Origin of the sequence: Zunongwangia endophytica, assembly GCF_030409505.1 — a bacterium.
Lineage (GTDB): Bacteria > Bacteroidota > Bacteroidia > Flavobacteriales > Flavobacteriaceae > Zunongwangia > Zunongwangia endophytica.
The window spans coordinates 3946202-3962428 of the sequence record NZ_JAUFPZ010000002.1; the positions used below are offsets into that span (position 1 = coordinate 3946202).

Genomic DNA, 16227 nt, shown 5'->3' on the forward strand with positions numbered 1-16227 from the left:
AAAAAAGATTAGTTGTTTTTAATATTGAATTTATTGGTAAGCATACCTTTAGCTTGTAATAATTGGTAGTATTTTAAACTAATGTCTGCTTGCGAATTTGTCTTGTTTATTTTTGCCTGAAGTTGATCTACATCGGCTTCCAAAAGATCATTGGTGTCTACCAAACCATTATCATATTTATCTTTTACAATGCGATAATTTTCTTCGGCTTGTTCTTGTGACTGGGTATAAACTTCAAATTTGTTTAAGGCAAGTTGGTATTCTTCTTCAGCATTTTCGACCTGTACTTTAACCTCATCCTTAGCTTTAGAAATATGATAGTTTAGCTCTTCTGCTTTATGTTGGGCAAGTTTTACATCATTCTTGGCTTTAAAAATATCTGATAGATCATAGCTTACACCAACACCAATATTCATTGCGTTAGAAATTGTAAGCGCATTCTGTACATCTAGTGCAACGTAACCACCTAGTAAAGCAACAGAGGGATAGTAGGCGGCTTTTGCCATTTTTATATTATTTTCTGAAGCTTGCTGTCTAAAGTCTAAAGCTTCAATATCTGCTCTATTGATGCCTGTTTTTTCTACGGAAGGGGTTATCGCAAAAGTTTCAGTTGGTAGCTCGAAGGTTGAGTTCTCAGGCATTTTCAGGAAAATTGCCAAACGATAATTTAAGATTCGTACATTTTTTTCTGCTTCTTTTAAACTAAGCTGAATATTGGATTCCTGTAATTGTGCTTTCAATAAGTCGTTTCTTGCTAAAAGTCCGTTTTCTTCCATGGCACTGAAATCTTTCACTCGTTGCTGTGCACTTTTAAGATTTTCTTTAATAGCCTCTACCATTTGTTGCGCCTTATAAAGGTTTAGATAAATGTCGATCGTTTGTAAGGCAATCTTTTCTGTAGTATTTGCAGCTTCGAGTGTTGTGGCTTCTAAATTATTTTTCCCAGCGTTCACGGCATTTTGTAGTTTGAATCCTGAGAAAATTGGCATAGACACGCTTGCTTGCCCAAAAAGAATTTGGTTGATGTCGGGAGTTCCTGTTTCCTGCGTTTCACCTTCAGTAGGATTAGGATTCCCTAGCGCCAGTTGAAGATCTATATCAGGACTGGTTAAATATTGATATTGCCCAGAAATTGAAACATCTGGATATTGCTTGTTTTTAGTAACCTTAAGTTCTTCCGAAGCTGTTTTAATCGTTGTTTCAGCAAGTTTAGCGTCATCACTATTTTTAAGTGCAACGCTTACCGCTTCCTCAATGCTTAAAGTCTGGTGTTTTTGGGAAAATCCAGACAAGCCAATAAACAAACAAACTCCGAGCAGTAGAAATTTACGCTTCATAAGTTAAAAGTGCTTTTATTGTTTTTTGAATATGTTGGGTTAGATTATTTAAAACATAGTGATCGAAGCTCTCTTCATCAAAAAGGCCTTGAGCTTCACTATAGATTTTTTTATTGTAGTATAGATTAAAATAGGTGCCCAAAACTGTAGGAACGATAAGTTCGATATCTACATGTTTGTTGAAAGAACCATCGGCTTGCCCAGCTTTTATAAGATTTGTGAAAAGCTGAATGTTTTCATCTTTCTTCTTTAGGTAATTAGAAAAATCAATTTTTTGATCTTCTCTTGATAATTCAAAATGTACTAATTTGTGAATTTTTCTTCCTTCGTGTATACGCTTTATCAAAAGAGCGATAATCGCATCTATTTTGCCTACATAAGTGGACTCGTTTTCGATAGTTTTACCTATAGCGACCTGAAAATTGGAGATTCTATAAGAAACCAGCGTCTCTAGAAGTTTTTCTTTACTCCCAAAGTAGTAAGAGATCATGGCAATATTGATATTAGCCATTTTAGCAATAGTTCTTACTGAAGTGCCATCAAAACCATTTTTAGAAAAAAGTTCTTCGGCTATTTTGAGTATTTGTAATTGTTTTTCGCTCAATTGTATCATCAGGATTTTTGAAAAAGAGCACAAATTTAAACAAATGTTTAATTTAAACGATTGTTTAAATTCACTTTTAACGTAAAACGTTTTCGTAATTATTTATTGTTGGATTCTAATTTCTGAAGAGTGTAAATATTTTGAAAGGCTTCATTTAATGAATTTGCGACATGAATTTTTCGTTTGTAGAACATTCTTTCGAAAACAAGATTCATCATTTCGTAGGAGTGAATGGAAATTACCGAAAAGCTCTTTACAAAATATCGATTATTGAAAAAATGTATCCAATCCTGATACACTGTATAATATTTATGAATTCTATTGGAAATGAAATGTGGTGTGTACTCATTACCGAATAGGCGTTGCGCATCTATTATAACCTTTTCAGCACATTCCCAATTGAATACTACGCCTTGGTTAATTTCAGAAACAAGAATATCCTCTAGAAAATAAATGTTTCCAAAATCGTATTCTATTTTTTCTAAAATTAAGTCTGCGTATTTTGAATCCTCTAATCTCATTTGTTATTCATTTTACACACCTTAAAATACTATTTTATTTTAATAACTGAAAATTGTAAAAACACTGCTTAGAAATTTATAATTGAAAAAGGCCGTTAACTTAACGGCCTTAATAGTTGATGTATTTATCTAATTCGATATTGCTTAATTTTGAACTTTAAAATTCACTGGAATTGTATAACGAACAGATACTGGTTTACCGCGTTGCTTTCCTGGTTCCATTTTGGGTAAAAGATTAATTACTCTTATCCCTTCTTTCTCCAGATCTTTGTGTGGTCCTCTTGCCTGAACATTATCAACTTCTCCATTTTTATTAATCTCAAACATTATGGTTACACGATTTATACCGTTTAGGCCTAAATCTTCTCCAAGCCCAGTATCAAATCTTTTCATTATAAATTTTGAAATCTTTTCACTCATACACGCTTTGCGTTCCTCGTTATCATCCAAACTTTCGCATCCAGGAAAAATAGGAACATCTTCAATGAAATCGAAAGGAACAACAACAGGTTCATAATCTGGTGTTTCGATGATATCTTCGACATCAACTATATCATCAAGACTTGTCTCTGTAGTTTCGATGGTATCCTCCGGTTCAGGTGATTCATCTTCTATTGGTTCGATTTCTACTGGATCCTTTGGTTTTGGCGGCGGTAATTGTTCTTTAACTTTTGTAATGGGTACAGCTTCTTCAGTAGTGAGTTCTAAGGGTTCCCATTTTTCAGTAGTAGCCTGCTCCTTTTCGTACGTTTTGAGATTAATCATAAAATAGGAAAGGAGTAAGACGGCGATTAACCCAAGTTGTAAAAAAAGTACCGTTTTTTTTCTAAGATCGGCCTTCGGATTTTTTTTTGGTTTCATAATAAAAGTATTTATGTTAATAAAAAAATGTTACAACTTGAACTCACTAGAAGTGCTAGTAAACAGGGGAGTGGGGACTAAATCACAAAATCAACAAGCGTGCCGAATAAAAAATATTCAGCATTTAAACTAAAAAAGCGACTCCTTTTTTAAGAAGTCGCTTTCAATCATCATAAATATTTTAATTATTCTCTCATTCCAGGAATCTTATCGATATACATTTTTTGATAGTTAGGTTTCATCATACCGCTTTCCCCAATTTGTGTAAAATTAAAACTGTTAGTAGAAAATCTTTTAGATTGTACACTTTTTCTCCCAAGTATCTCATCAATTGCTCTGGCTAGAAAAGGTTCTTCAGGATCACCTAAAGTTCCAAGATTGCCCAGCTCTTCTTCTAGAACAATATTTGGAGTAAGGCCGTCAACAAAATCGGTATATCCATCAGCATTAGCCATTTTCAAAACCAAAGGTTGCATGGCGTAGGTATGCTCTTCGCTTCGGTTTTCTTCACCAAAGCTAGGACTGTCGTAAAGTGTTATAGAAGCCTGAAATTTACCAGTTGTTTGTCCACCAATTTGAACTACATTAATGTGCGGACTTAAGCCATTAATAATTAATTCGCTAGCGGAAGCCGTAGATCCTGTTGTGAGAATATAAACTTCATTTAGATTAAGACTATTAATGTTCTCTCCAGAATTTAATTTTGAGTCAAATTCATTAACTAAGCGATCTGGTGAAAAATTTTCGTAATAATTCTGATAGTCTTCATTCCATCTTTCCTTTGCAAATACTTGCCCTTCGAATTGGCCTGTAATCATACTTGCTAAAGCGGTAGCTGTATTTACAGATCCACCACCATTGTAACGAAGATCTAATACTAAGTCTGTTACTCCTTCGGACTTCAACTCTGCAAAGGCCGCATTTAATTCTTCATCGAAGTTGGCAATGAAACTATTATACATTAAATAACCAATTTTTCTATTTTCAATTTCTAATACTTTAGTTATAAAAACTGGATTCATTGTATAGGGATCGTCAGATAAAGTTGCAGTTTCATCTGTCAATCGAAGTGCTCCATTTTCTACATAGGCTATATCGATAGTAAACGTTTCTCTTGATAACAATTCAAAGTAATTTGCTTCAGTAAGTGCGATTCCATCAACTTCCGTAAAAACAGTTCCACGTTCAAGACCAGCTTTTTCAGCAGAAGTTTCGGGTAAGATGTATCTAATAAATCCAAAAAGATTGTTTGTTCCACTTATTCGCCCTAAACCAAAGTCTATACCTGTAGCGCCACTAATCCCGTCGAATTGATCTTCCAGCTCCTGGTAATCATCCACTATATAACTAAATCTATCCTGATTAGATAGCAATGAGTTAAAAAGTCCTTCAGGAGAACTATAATTGTCTAAAAACTCTTTTTCTTCTTCATCGCCTTCTAGGAAATCATCATCCAATTCAGCAACATCAGATTTATATAAATAAACATCATTCAGACCACGATAGATGAAACTTTTTATTTGCAGATCTGTACTTTCTTCATCGTCCACTTCATCATCAACCTCAGGCTCTGGGTTTTCAGTTTCTCCTACTTCAATATCCTCTTCGATATCATCGCTAGAACATGCAGTAAATGAAAATATACTACCTAGAAATAATATTATTAAAAACTGTTTTTTCATTGATCTTATTTTTTGTAAAATTTATCAGCAATTATGCCAATATATTAATCTTTCTTAATTAAGATACGATAAAACTTAGATTTTGGTTGTATTAAAATTATTGATATCTCAAAAAAGGTGCTAAACTCTTTACTTTGTCATCAATTAAAGAAGGCTATTATTTAAAAATTTTGATCGATATACTTTCCTTTCTGAATCCAACTTTGACGTCTTTGAAATTTTTCTATTCGTGAAAACAGATAACAAGATTTATATCTAATTAACAATTCTTGTTAATTCAATTCTGTTTTTCAGAATTATTACTATTGTTTTCCATAAATATCTATTTCTATAGAATCTAGAGGGCATGGATATAAATGTATAAGTATGGATTTTTTAATCACACCTTTTTGCTAAACGGTTGTATATTAAATTATCGTATAGTAATTTTTATATCATTTATTTACTTGCATCGTAAAATTTACAACGTTATAGTTTAGTCTAATTTTCTATGTTTTTGGTCAATTTATCCATTATTTGGAAGCATTATGTCGGTAATTTCACATCGTGAATTAATCTATTAATGTTAACGATTAACTAAATAAATGATAATGGAAAAACTTAAACTATTATTAATTGTCATATTACTTGGTGTAGTTACTCCTGGAATTGCGCAGGAAACGATAACAGGTATTGTTACAGATGCTAATGATATTCCTATCCCTGGAGTAAACGTTATTCGCGAGGGAACAACTGTTGGTGCGGTTACCGATTTTGACGGTAATTTTTCTATCGAAGTTTACGAAAACGATATCTTAACTTTTAGTTTCTTGGGTTATAAGTCTTCTCAAGTTACATACACTGGGCAGGAAACTATAAATGTACAACTAGAAGAAGATAGTGCAGAGCTAGAGGAAGTAGTTGTTATTGGTTATGGTACCGTAAAAAGAAAGGATTTAACGGGTTCTGTTGCTTCAGTAGGTTCTAAGGATATACAGAAAGCTAATAAAGTAGATGCGGTATCTGCATTGCAAGGACAAGCTCCGGGTGTAGTTGTACAGCGAACTGATAATAAACCCGGTTCTGGTGGATTTAATATTAGAATTCGAGGGGCGAGTACTATAAATTCTAGTGAAACAGCAAGTGGTGGAGGATTTAATCCAGGCCAAAATCCATTGTTTATTGTAGATGGAATATTTGTAGATGATATTTCTTTTTTAAATCCTGCGGATATAAGTAGTATGGATATTCTAAAAGATGCTTCAGCTACAGCAATATATGGTTCTAGAGGTAGTAACGGAGTGGTTTTAATTGAAACTAAAAGAGGGAAAAACGGAGAGTTAAAGATCGACTATAGTGGATATGTAGGGTTTAGAGAAGCCTATAATTTGCCTCCAGTTTATGATGGTCCGGGTTATGTTGAGTTATTGAGAGACGTAGCGGTAGGCCAGGTTTTTGCCAGCAGTGACGGTGACTTGAGTACACGTCGTAATGATGTAGATATATCAGATTATCTAGATGCTGAAGAACTTCAGAATATAAGTGATGGTGTAAGTACAGATTATGTAGATCTATTACTTAAAAAAGGTTTACAAACTAATCACACTATTAACTTAAGTGGAGGTACAGAAAAAACAACCTATTCAGCCGGTTTGGCTTATACGTTAGATGAGGGGAATTTTGATGGAGAAGACTTCAACAGGTATAATGTTCGAGCTAGTTTAAATAGTGATCTTACAGATTGGTTAAATATAAGTTTGAGCAATTACTTAACTTCAGCAAAACAAAATGAAGGAAGTAATGAGGCGTTTAGAAGTGCTTATCGTTTAAAACCAATAGGAAGACCTTATAATGAAGATGGTTCTCTTCGTTTTAGACCAATTGAAAAAGAAACACAGATAACAAATCCTTTATTCGATGTTCAGAATGAAACAAGAGAAACTCGCTTTTTACAATATATAGGGGATATTGCCTTAAAAATTGAACCAATAGAAAATCTAAGTTTAACTACGAAATTTTCACCAAATATTAAATATCAGCGTTATGGTGAATATCGCGGACTATATACAAAAAGTAGTAGTGGTAACGTAGCAAATAGAAGAGCCCAGGTAGATAATTCAAACTACTTCTCATATTCATGGGATAACATTCTTAATTACGATTTTGAAACTGGCGTGCATGCCTTGAAATTTACAGGTGTGGTTTCGCGTTTTATGGAACGATCTGAAGGTTATTACAACCAGGTACGTAATTTTACTACAGATGAGTATACCTTTTATAATTTAGGTGCTGGTTTAGATATTAGAGATCTTTCTAGTGGTTTTTCTAAACAAACACTAGAGTCTTATACGGGACGAGTTAATTATACCTTAGCTGATAAATATTTATTTACTGCTACAGGACGTTATGATGGTTCTTCTATACTTTCTGCTGATAATAAATGGGCATTTTTCCCTTCTGCAGCTTTTGCTTGGCAAGTAATTGATGAAGATTTTATGCAAGAACAAAATGTTTTTTCTAACGCTAAATTAAGATTGAGTTATGGACAAACAGGAAATAATGGTTCTGGTGGCGGCCTGGCTCCACTAGCATCCCAGTCTTTATTAGGAGCAAGCGCTACCAACTTGGGAGATGCTTCAGTTTCTACAGCGTATTTAACTGGACTAGCAAACCAAGATTTAACCTGGGAACGTACAACAGAGATTAATCTTGGTGTCGATTTTGGATTTTTGAATAACAGAATCTCAGGTTCCATAGACCTTTACGAACGAAAAAACACCGATATCATATTTTATACTCCGCTTCCTAGTGTTACTGGATATGGAGGAACATATGATAACGTTGGTGAATCTACGAACCGCGGTATAGAAATAGCTTTAAATACTACCAATATTAATACTGAAAAATTTAGATGGACAACCAACTTCAATCTTGCATCTAATAAGAATACATTAGATAAGCTATATGGAGGTTTGGAAGAAATCATCTTTAATGTGAACGGAACGAATCTAATTCATCGTGTTGGCGAACCGATCGGTGCCGTATACGACTTTGAGTATGATGGAATTTGGCAATTAGATGAGGTTGAAGAAGCTGCTGTTTATGGGCAACGTCCTGGGCAGGTAAGAGTAACCGATGTTAACGGTGATGGTGAAATTACAGCCGATGAGGATCGTAAAGTTATTGGGCAGGTAACGCCAAAATGGACAGGTGGTATTACTAGTAATATGACTTACGAAAATTTTGATTTTGGATTTTTGATCAATTTCAGCCAGGGTAACACTTATAGAAGTGTTTTCCATAGTAATTACGCATGGGGTTATGCAGATCAACCGTCCAGATTATTTAATGGGTATAGAACTGATTATTGGACTCCCGAAAATCCTACTAACGATTGGTATCAGCCTGGAAATGGCGGTATTTATCAAGGTGCCGCGCATTATATGGATGTTTCTTTCGTAAAAGTTGGATATATGACATTGGGATATACACTTCCTAGCAATCTGCTCGAAAAAATAGGTGTGAGAAGTCTGCGTGTTTATGGAACTGTTCAAAATCCATTTGTTTTTAGCGATTATGACGGATGGGATCCAGAGAACGCTGGTCGAAATCAGTACGGCGCTGCATTTATGGCACGTACTTATATGACTGGAATTAACCTTACATTTTAATAAAAAATATATTGAAAATGAGATATTTTAACTATAAAAAAATTATACTATTACTAGCCTTAGGCGCTGTAAGTGTAAGCTGTGATAGCTATCTAGAAGAGGAAAATAATACTTCCTTAAGTATAGAATCAGCAAATTTAGATCCAGAGACATTTAATCAATTAGTAGCTTCGGTTTACGAAAGAGCAAGAGAAACAACTACAGTTTATACTTCAAATCTTTACTATGCTTTGGAAGATTTAGGGACAGATATTGTTACACGTAACACCCCTATTATCGGAACGAGTGATCTAAATGATTACGTTAATTTCAATTCTTTGAATTGGGCGGTAGGTGTATATTGGGCCAATCAATATAGCGTGATCGCTGCAGCTAATTTAGCAATAGATGATGCTCCGCTTATCATGGATGTACCAGAAGGTGAAAAAACAAAAGGTCTTGCAGAAGTTAAGTTTTTTAGAGCCATGGCCTATTTTAAACTTGTAGAAAATTACGGCGGAGTACCATTAATTTTGAATGCAGTAACTGATATATCTACCGATTATCCGCGTAATACTGAAGAAGAGGTTTATAATCAAATAGTAATGGATCTTGAAGAAGCTCTTGCAGGAGTTCCAGAAAGTACAGAAGTTTACGGTCGTCTTACCAAAGATGCTGTCAGACATTTTATGTCTAAAGTATTACTAACTAAGGGCTATAAATCTTTTGGAGATGATAGTGATTTTACTCAGGCAGCTGCCTATGCTGAAACCGTAATTAATAATCACCAACTTGTTTCTTCATTTGAGAGCTTGGTAAGTATAGAAAATCAAAGAAACTCAGAAGTTATTTTTTCTTATTTATTTGGAGGGAATTCGGTATCCAGAGGATGGGGAAATTCTAAACATATGCTATATAAGTTTCGATTCTTCGATTATCCTGGTTTAACAAGAAGCGTAAAAGGTTTAGGACCTATGCCAACTCCATTTTTCTATAGTCTTTTTTCTGAAGAAGATGAGCGTGCAGCAGCAACTTATAAAAGAGTTTTGTATGCTACGGAAGCAGATGTAGCCGAAGTAAATGATACTGAATTTAATATTGCCGTTGGTGATACTGCTATATATTTTCCAAAGACAGCGTGGACACAAGCTGAAATTGATGCCGTACCTTATGCAGTAATTAATCCAGGGACTTATTTTAAGAATGATGGAGTTACTCCAGTACATTATCCAATGTTTAGAAAGTTCGATGATCCTACAATACCTTTTACGCAGCCCGATCAAACATCTCAAGGAGAAAGAGATATGGTTATAATGCGTTCTGGTGAGGCATATCTATTTGCTGCCGAAGCTTACTTGCAACTTAATGATAAATCTACAGCTGCAGAACGTTTAAACACAATACGATCTAGAGCAGGTTTAGATTCATCTATATCGTCAGATGATGTAAATATTGATCTTATTCTTGATGAAAGAGCGAGAGAACTTGTTGGAGAAGTAAATCGTTGGATGGATTTAAAAAGAACAGGAACTTTGATAGAGAGAGTATTAGAGCACAATCCACATGCGGCATTAAATAATGCACTGATGGAGAAACATCTTTTAAGACCAATTCCACAAACAGAGATAGATAACACTGGAGGATCGATAACGCAAAATCCAGGATACTAATAGTTGTTTAATTTGGATGATGGAAGCAGGTAGAGATACCTGCTTCTATTTTAAAGGAAGAATTATTATATCAGTTTAGTACATTGGTACCCCAATACTTTTGAATATGGATTTTAAAAATACTCGATATTGTTTCACGGTCTGTTTATTACTATTGATGCTTTCGTGCAAAGTAAGTAAAACAGAAAAAACAGCTTCAGTAGATTATGTCGATAAAGTATACCCCTTATTAGATACAGAAAATTCTAGATGGTTTTATTTTAGCTCTGCAAGTAGACCTTTTGGGATGGTTAATCTCAGTCCCGATACACAGATTGATGGTGCGTGGGGTAGTGGATATCGTTACAATACCGATACCATTAAAGGATTTAGTCACGTGCATGCTTGGCAAATGGCAGGACTTTCTATAATGCCTGTTACAGCCGAAACCGATGATGATCAAATTTTCACGGATTTTTACTCAAAATTCGATCATCAAACTGAAGAAATACATCCCGGATATCACAAGCTATTTTTAGATCGATTTAAAATCGAAGCTGAATTAACAAGTACTACTCGGGTTGGATTTCACAAATATAATTATCAGAATGCTACTTCACAGGCTTTGTTATTTAATCTCAATACCGCTTTAGGGCCTTGTGATAATGCCGAGGGTTCTTTCGTTCTAGATAACGAAAGAGAAATATCAGGGTCATTTATTATGACGCCAACCAGCAGGCGCCCAAAACCTTTAATTACTTATTTTAAAGTTCTTTTTAATAAACCGGTAAGCTCAATTAAAAAAGATGAAAGTACAGGTAATTATTTGGTGAATTTTAAAGAGGAATCTGGCGAGCTGATGGCTAAAGTTGGAATCTCTTATACCTCTCCCGAGAATGCCAATTTAAATATTCAAGCTGAATTAGATCATTGGAATTTTGACAGCGTAGTACAAGAATCAAGAGACCAATGGAATAAAATGCTAGGAAAAATCCGCTTAGAAGGAGGGACTAAAAAAGAGCAAAATCGATTTTATACCGATTTGTGGCATGCATTGCAGGGAAGAAGAATTATAAGCGATTATAATGGCAATTACCCAGATAAAACAGGCGATAAATTTAGAATAGGAAAACTTCCAGTAGGTGAAGACGGTATGCCCCTTTTTAATCATTATAATTCAGATTCTTTTTGGGGAGCACAATGGACTATTAATACCTTATGGGGATTGGTTTATCCGGAGGTTATGAAAGAATTTACAATGTCCTTAATGCAGTATTACAAAGATGGCGGTTATATTCCAAGAGGACCTTCAGGAGGTAATTACACACATGTAATGACGGGCGCATCTTCAACACCCTTTATAGTAAGTGCTATACAAAAAGGATTAATTTCTGAAGACTTAGATGAAATTTACCAGGCATTAAAGCTGAACCATATGCCTGGCGGCATTATGGCTAAGGCGGGTTATGAGCATGAAACTTCTATTGGTGGTGGCTTAGATTATTATTTAGATAAAGGCTACGTTCCTTATCCATTACCTGTACCAGAAGACGAATACGGAATTCATAAAGACGGTTCTAGTATGACTTTAGAATATGCTTATCAAGATTATACGCTAGCACAACTCGCTAAGAAATTAGGGAAACGAGAGGATTATAATTATTTCACTGAAAGATCAAAAAAATATAAAAACGTATTTAATCAAAATGTAGGTTGGATGTCCCCTAGGAAGGTGGACGGTAGTTATAGTAATGATTTTGATCCTTATCAATACGAGAATGGTTTTGTAGAAGCTAATGCTGCGCAAGCAACCTGGTTTGTTCCTCACGATTTAGAAGGTCTTTCTGTACTTATGGGAGGAAAAAAAGAAGCAATTTTTAAACTGAATAATCAGTTTAAAGAAGCGAAGAAATTAGGTTTTACCTCGGGAACTTCGCACGATGCAGAATTACATCCTGAATATAGCAGAATTCCTATTAATTACGGAAATCAACCTTCAATAGAAACTGCTTTTGTTTTTACCAAATTAGGAAATCCTGAATTAACCCAATATTGGTCTAGAAAGATTGTAAATACAGTCTTTTCAGATTTATCTCCATCTAGAGGATATAATGGTGACGAAGATCAGGGCTTAATGGGGAGCCTTGCAGTACTAATGAAAATAGGTCTTTTTCAGATGAATGGAGGAACAGAGGAAGATCCTGCTTACCAAATAGGAAGCCCAATATTCGACAAAATTACGATCGATTTAAATTCCGATTTTTACGAAGGGAAAGAACTCAGTATCATTTCTACAAATAATTCCAAGGAAAACGTATACGTAGAAAAAGCTGAATTTAATGACCTAAAATTGGATTCTTTTGAAATTAAACATAGCGATTTAATAAAAGGTGGAGCGCTTAAATTGCAAATGACAGGTTCAGAAAACGAAAAGTAATTTTCAAATAATTCTTAAGCTAGTAATAAGTAAATTTTAGTTAATCCTAGAATTAGTAGGTTTCAGTGATATTTTAAGGGAAAAATTACTGATTAAAGAAATTCAAATTGAGACAAAAAATAAGTAATATGAGACGTTGTTTTTATACTTTTTCATTAATTCTATGCACAGTTTTTTTTAGTTGTACTCAAAAAGAAGAAAAGCATCACGAAAGCACAGCAGAATACGAATTATTAAACAGAGTACTTCCCGATCATGCTTCTCAATTTAAAGTAGTTATTGATAGCACAAGCCAAGATGATTATTTTGAAATCTCTGCTTCTGAAGACAAAATTCAGTTGAAAGGAAATAATGGAGTGTCAATTGCTTCTGCTCTTTATTACTACATCAAAAACGTTACTAATGGACAAATTACATGGAACGGTGTTAATCTAAATTTACCAGAACAACTACCCTTAGTTTCTCAACCTATTTATAAGAAAACACCTTACGATTATCGATATTATCTAAATTATTGCACGTTTAATTACACGATGAGCTGGTGGGATTGGGAGCGATGGGAAAAAGAATTAGACTGGATGGCGCTTCATGGAATCAATATGCCATTAGCCATCACGGGCGAATCTTATATTTGGGATAAAGTATATCGATCTTATGGGTTTGAAGATGAAGATTTAGATCCATTTTTTAGCGGGCCTTCTTATTTTTCCTGGTTTTGGATGGGAAATCTAGACGGTTGGGGTGGTCCTTTACCTCAAAGCTGGAAAGAAAGTCATAAAAATCTTCAGCTTAAAATATTAAAAAGAGCACGTGAATTAGGAATGACGCCTGTTTTGCCTGCTTTTACAGGCCATGTGCCAGCATCTTTTAAAACGGTTTTTCCTAATGCTACTTTAAAGCAAACCAATTGGGGAAACGATTTTGAGGATACTTTTATTTTGGATAGTAACGATCCTTTGTTTTCAGAAATTGGTCAACGATTTTTAGAAGTTCAAACAGAGGTTTATGGTACCGATCATTTATACTCTGCCGATACTTTTAATGAAAATACGCCACCATCTAATGATCCTGAAGATTTAGCCAAACTAAGTAAAAAGGTTTACGAAAGTATGAAGGCTGTAGATGAAGATGCGGTCTGGGTAATGCAGGGGTGGCTATTTTATAGTCACCGTGATTTTTGGGAAGCTCCACAAATTAAAGGATTGTTAGATGCTGTACCCGATGATTCTATGATTATTTTAGATCTGGCTACAGAAATAGAACCTGTATGGAAAAGAACTGATGCTTTCTACGGAAAACAATGGATTTGGAATATGCTACATAATTTTGGTGGTAATATCACCATGTTTGGTCGTATAGAAACGGTAGCTACTGCTCCGGCTGAAGCTTTAAATAGTAAAGACTCGGGGAAACTAAAAGGTTTGGGGCTAACTATGGAGGCGATAGAGCAAAACCCTGTTTTATATGAATTAATGGCCGATAATGTTTGGCGAAATAAACCAATAGATTTAAAAGACTGGTTAAAACAATATACTAAAAATCGCTACGGAAAAGAAGATGAAAAACTTTTACAGGCTTGGGATACTTTAGTAAATACGGCATACAACGGAAAAGTGATTAGAGATGGAGCTGAATCTATAATCGTGGCGCGTCCAACTATGGAAGGCTATAGACGATGGGCAAGAACAAAACTAAATTATAAACCCGAGGAACTTTTACCGGCTTGGGATAGATTTATTGAAGTAGCCGATAATTATAAGGATTCTGAAGGCTTTAAGTATGATCTTGTAGATCTAACACGCCAGATCTTGGCTAATTATGCATTACCGTTACAACAACAAATTAGCTACGCTTATCAAAATAATAATAAGGAAGATTTTGATAAATATAGCAGTCAGTTTTTAGACCTTATTGACGACCTCGATGGTCTGTTGGCTACTCAAAAAGATTTTTTATTAGGCCCTTGGTTAGCTAGTGCAAGAGAATGGGGAACAGATCCGCAAGAAAAAGCGTTGTACGAGCAAAATGCCCGAGATCTTATTACGCTTTGGGGAGGAAAAGATAACAAGTTGCATGAATATAGTAACCGACAATGGAGCGGGCTTATGGCCGACTTCTACAAGCACAGATGGGAACAATATTTTAAATCTGTAAAGAAAGACTGGTCGAAGTTTAATCAGTCCCAGTTCGATGAGAAAATCAAAGACTGGGAATGGGAATGGGTGCAAACCGAAGAAGAATTTCCTACTCAACCATCTGGAAGCTCTATAGGTAAAGCGAAGGAACTTTATAAAAAGTATCGAAATGATATTGTACCGCTAACACAAAAGATGAAACCGATAGAATATAACTATTAGAAGGAATGCTTTTGAAAAATAAAATATCCAAACGCTTTTTATCGCTTGATGTTTTTAGGGGAATAACGATTTGTTTCATGATTATTGTTAATTCTCCGGGAACAGGTGCCCCATTCTATGACTCATTAACTCATGTAAGTTGGTTTGGTTTTTCTTTAGCAGACTTGGTTTTTCCTTCTTTTCTTTTTGCCATGGGGAATGCGATGGCATTCTCTATTCCTAAGTTCAAAAATGATAGTTTAAAAAATTTTTGGAAGAAAACGATTAAAAGAAGTTTACTGATTTTTCTAATTGGTTATTTGCTATACTGGTTTCCGCTTTTTGAGTTTGACCGGGAAAACGAATTAGTTTTAAAACCAATATCCCAAACTCGGATAATGGGAGTGTTACAACGCATCGCTATTTGTTATTTTGTGGTAGCAGTTTTGGTTTATTATTTCAAGAGAAAAACGATAGCAATCATTGCTGTAGTAACGCTAATTGTTTATTGGGTCTTACTATATCTCTTAGGCGAAACCGGCAAGGAATTAGAAATGGCAACTAATGGAATTACGTGGTTAGATCAAAAGATTCTTGGTGAAGCCCATATGTACAAAAAAGACCGAATAGTTTTTGATCCTGAAGGAATTTTAAGCACGCTGCCTTCCATAGTTAACGTAATTGGTGGCTATTTAGCAGGCGTTTTAATCAGAAAGCATGAAAAAACGCATAAAACTGTTGCTGAATTATTAGTTATTGGAGTGGTGCTAATTAGTCTAAGCTTATTTTGGAATGAATTCTTGCCATTTTCAAAGAAATTGTGGACAAGCTCTTTCACGCTTTATACTGTAGGTATCGATTTATGTATTATTGGTTTTTTAATATTTATTATTGAACTCAAAAATATAAAGACAGGCACTTATTTTTTTACCGTTTTTGGTAAAAATCCTTTGTTTATTTATCTATTTTCAGAATTGTTTTTTATTAGCCTGTGTTTAATTCATACCCCTTCAGGAGAACGAGTTTTCGATTGGTTAAGTCAGCATGTTTTTCAGAATATTTATTCAGGAAGTTTTGGAGCTTTGCTAACCGCATTATTTATAATGGGTGTTTGTTGGCTTTTGGGCTGGATATTAGATAAAAATAAAATATATATAAAACTATAATATGA

General features: G+C 34.6%; 10 protein-coding genes. 5 read left to right on the top strand and 5 right to left on the bottom strand.

Features of this window, described 5'->3' with window-relative positions:
- Positions 1-8: 8 nt before the first annotated feature.
- The 5 genes from QWY91_RS17350 to QWY91_RS17370 form a co-directional block, all read right to left on the bottom strand.
- Complete coding sequence (locus tag QWY91_RS17350) at positions 9-1337, bottom strand: TolC family protein (RefSeq protein WP_290236761.1); 1329 nt, start codon at positions 1335-1337, stop codon at positions 9-11.
- Positions 1327-1950, bottom strand: coding sequence for a TetR family transcriptional regulator (locus QWY91_RS17355; RefSeq protein ID WP_290236762.1), 624 nt, complete (start codon positions 1948-1950; stop codon positions 1327-1329). The genes QWY91_RS17350 and QWY91_RS17355 overlap by 11 nt, the downstream gene beginning before the upstream one ends.
- A gap of 89 nt (positions 1951-2039) precedes the next feature.
- Positions 2040-2462 (bottom strand): hypothetical protein, encoded by a 423-nt coding sequence (locus QWY91_RS17360; protein ID WP_290236763.1) that lies wholly within the window; start codon positions 2460-2462, stop codon positions 2040-2042.
- 144 nt (positions 2463-2606) lie between these two features.
- The gene (locus QWY91_RS17365) at positions 2607-3323 is read right to left on the bottom strand and encodes an energy transducer TonB (RefSeq protein ID WP_290236764.1); all 717 of its coding nucleotides are present in this window, start codon (positions 3321-3323) and stop codon (positions 2607-2609) included.
- A gap of 185 nt (positions 3324-3508) precedes the next feature.
- Entirely contained in the window at positions 3509-5005 is a 1497-nt protein-coding gene (locus tag QWY91_RS17370) for a GFO_1087 family putative carboxy terminal peptidase (RefSeq protein ID WP_290236765.1), read from the bottom strand.
- Between the two features lie 590 nt (positions 5006-5595).
- Here QWY91_RS17370 and QWY91_RS17375 point away from each other — a divergent pair.
- The 5 genes from QWY91_RS17375 to QWY91_RS17395 all read left to right on the top strand — a co-directional run bounded on the left by QWY91_RS17375 (position 5596) and on the right by QWY91_RS17395 (position 16222).
- Positions 5596-8655, top strand: a complete 3060-nt coding sequence (locus tag QWY91_RS17375) for a SusC/RagA family TonB-linked outer membrane protein (protein WP_290236766.1) — start codon at positions 5596-5598, stop codon at positions 8653-8655.
- Positions 8656-8672: 17 nt separating this feature from the next.
- A complete protein-coding gene (locus tag QWY91_RS17380) occupies positions 8673-10304 on the top strand; it encodes a RagB/SusD family nutrient uptake outer membrane protein (RefSeq protein ID WP_290236767.1) in 1632 nt (543 codons plus the stop codon).
- Positions 10305-10410: 106 nt separating this feature from the next.
- Positions 10411-12720: a GH92 family glycosyl hydrolase gene (locus QWY91_RS17385; RefSeq protein ID WP_290236768.1), complete on the top strand. Its 2310-nt coding sequence runs from the start codon at positions 10411-10413 to the stop codon at positions 12718-12720.
- A 128-nt stretch (positions 12721-12848) separates the two neighbouring features.
- Positions 12849-15077 (top strand): alpha-N-acetylglucosaminidase, encoded by a 2229-nt coding sequence (locus tag QWY91_RS17390; protein WP_290236769.1) that lies wholly within the window; start codon positions 12849-12851, stop codon positions 15075-15077.
- 77 nt (positions 15078-15154) lie between these two features.
- Complete coding sequence (locus QWY91_RS17395) at positions 15155-16222, top strand: acyltransferase family protein (RefSeq protein ID WP_290236770.1); 1068 nt, start codon at positions 15155-15157, stop codon at positions 16220-16222.
- Positions 16223-16227 lie beyond the last annotated feature (5 nt).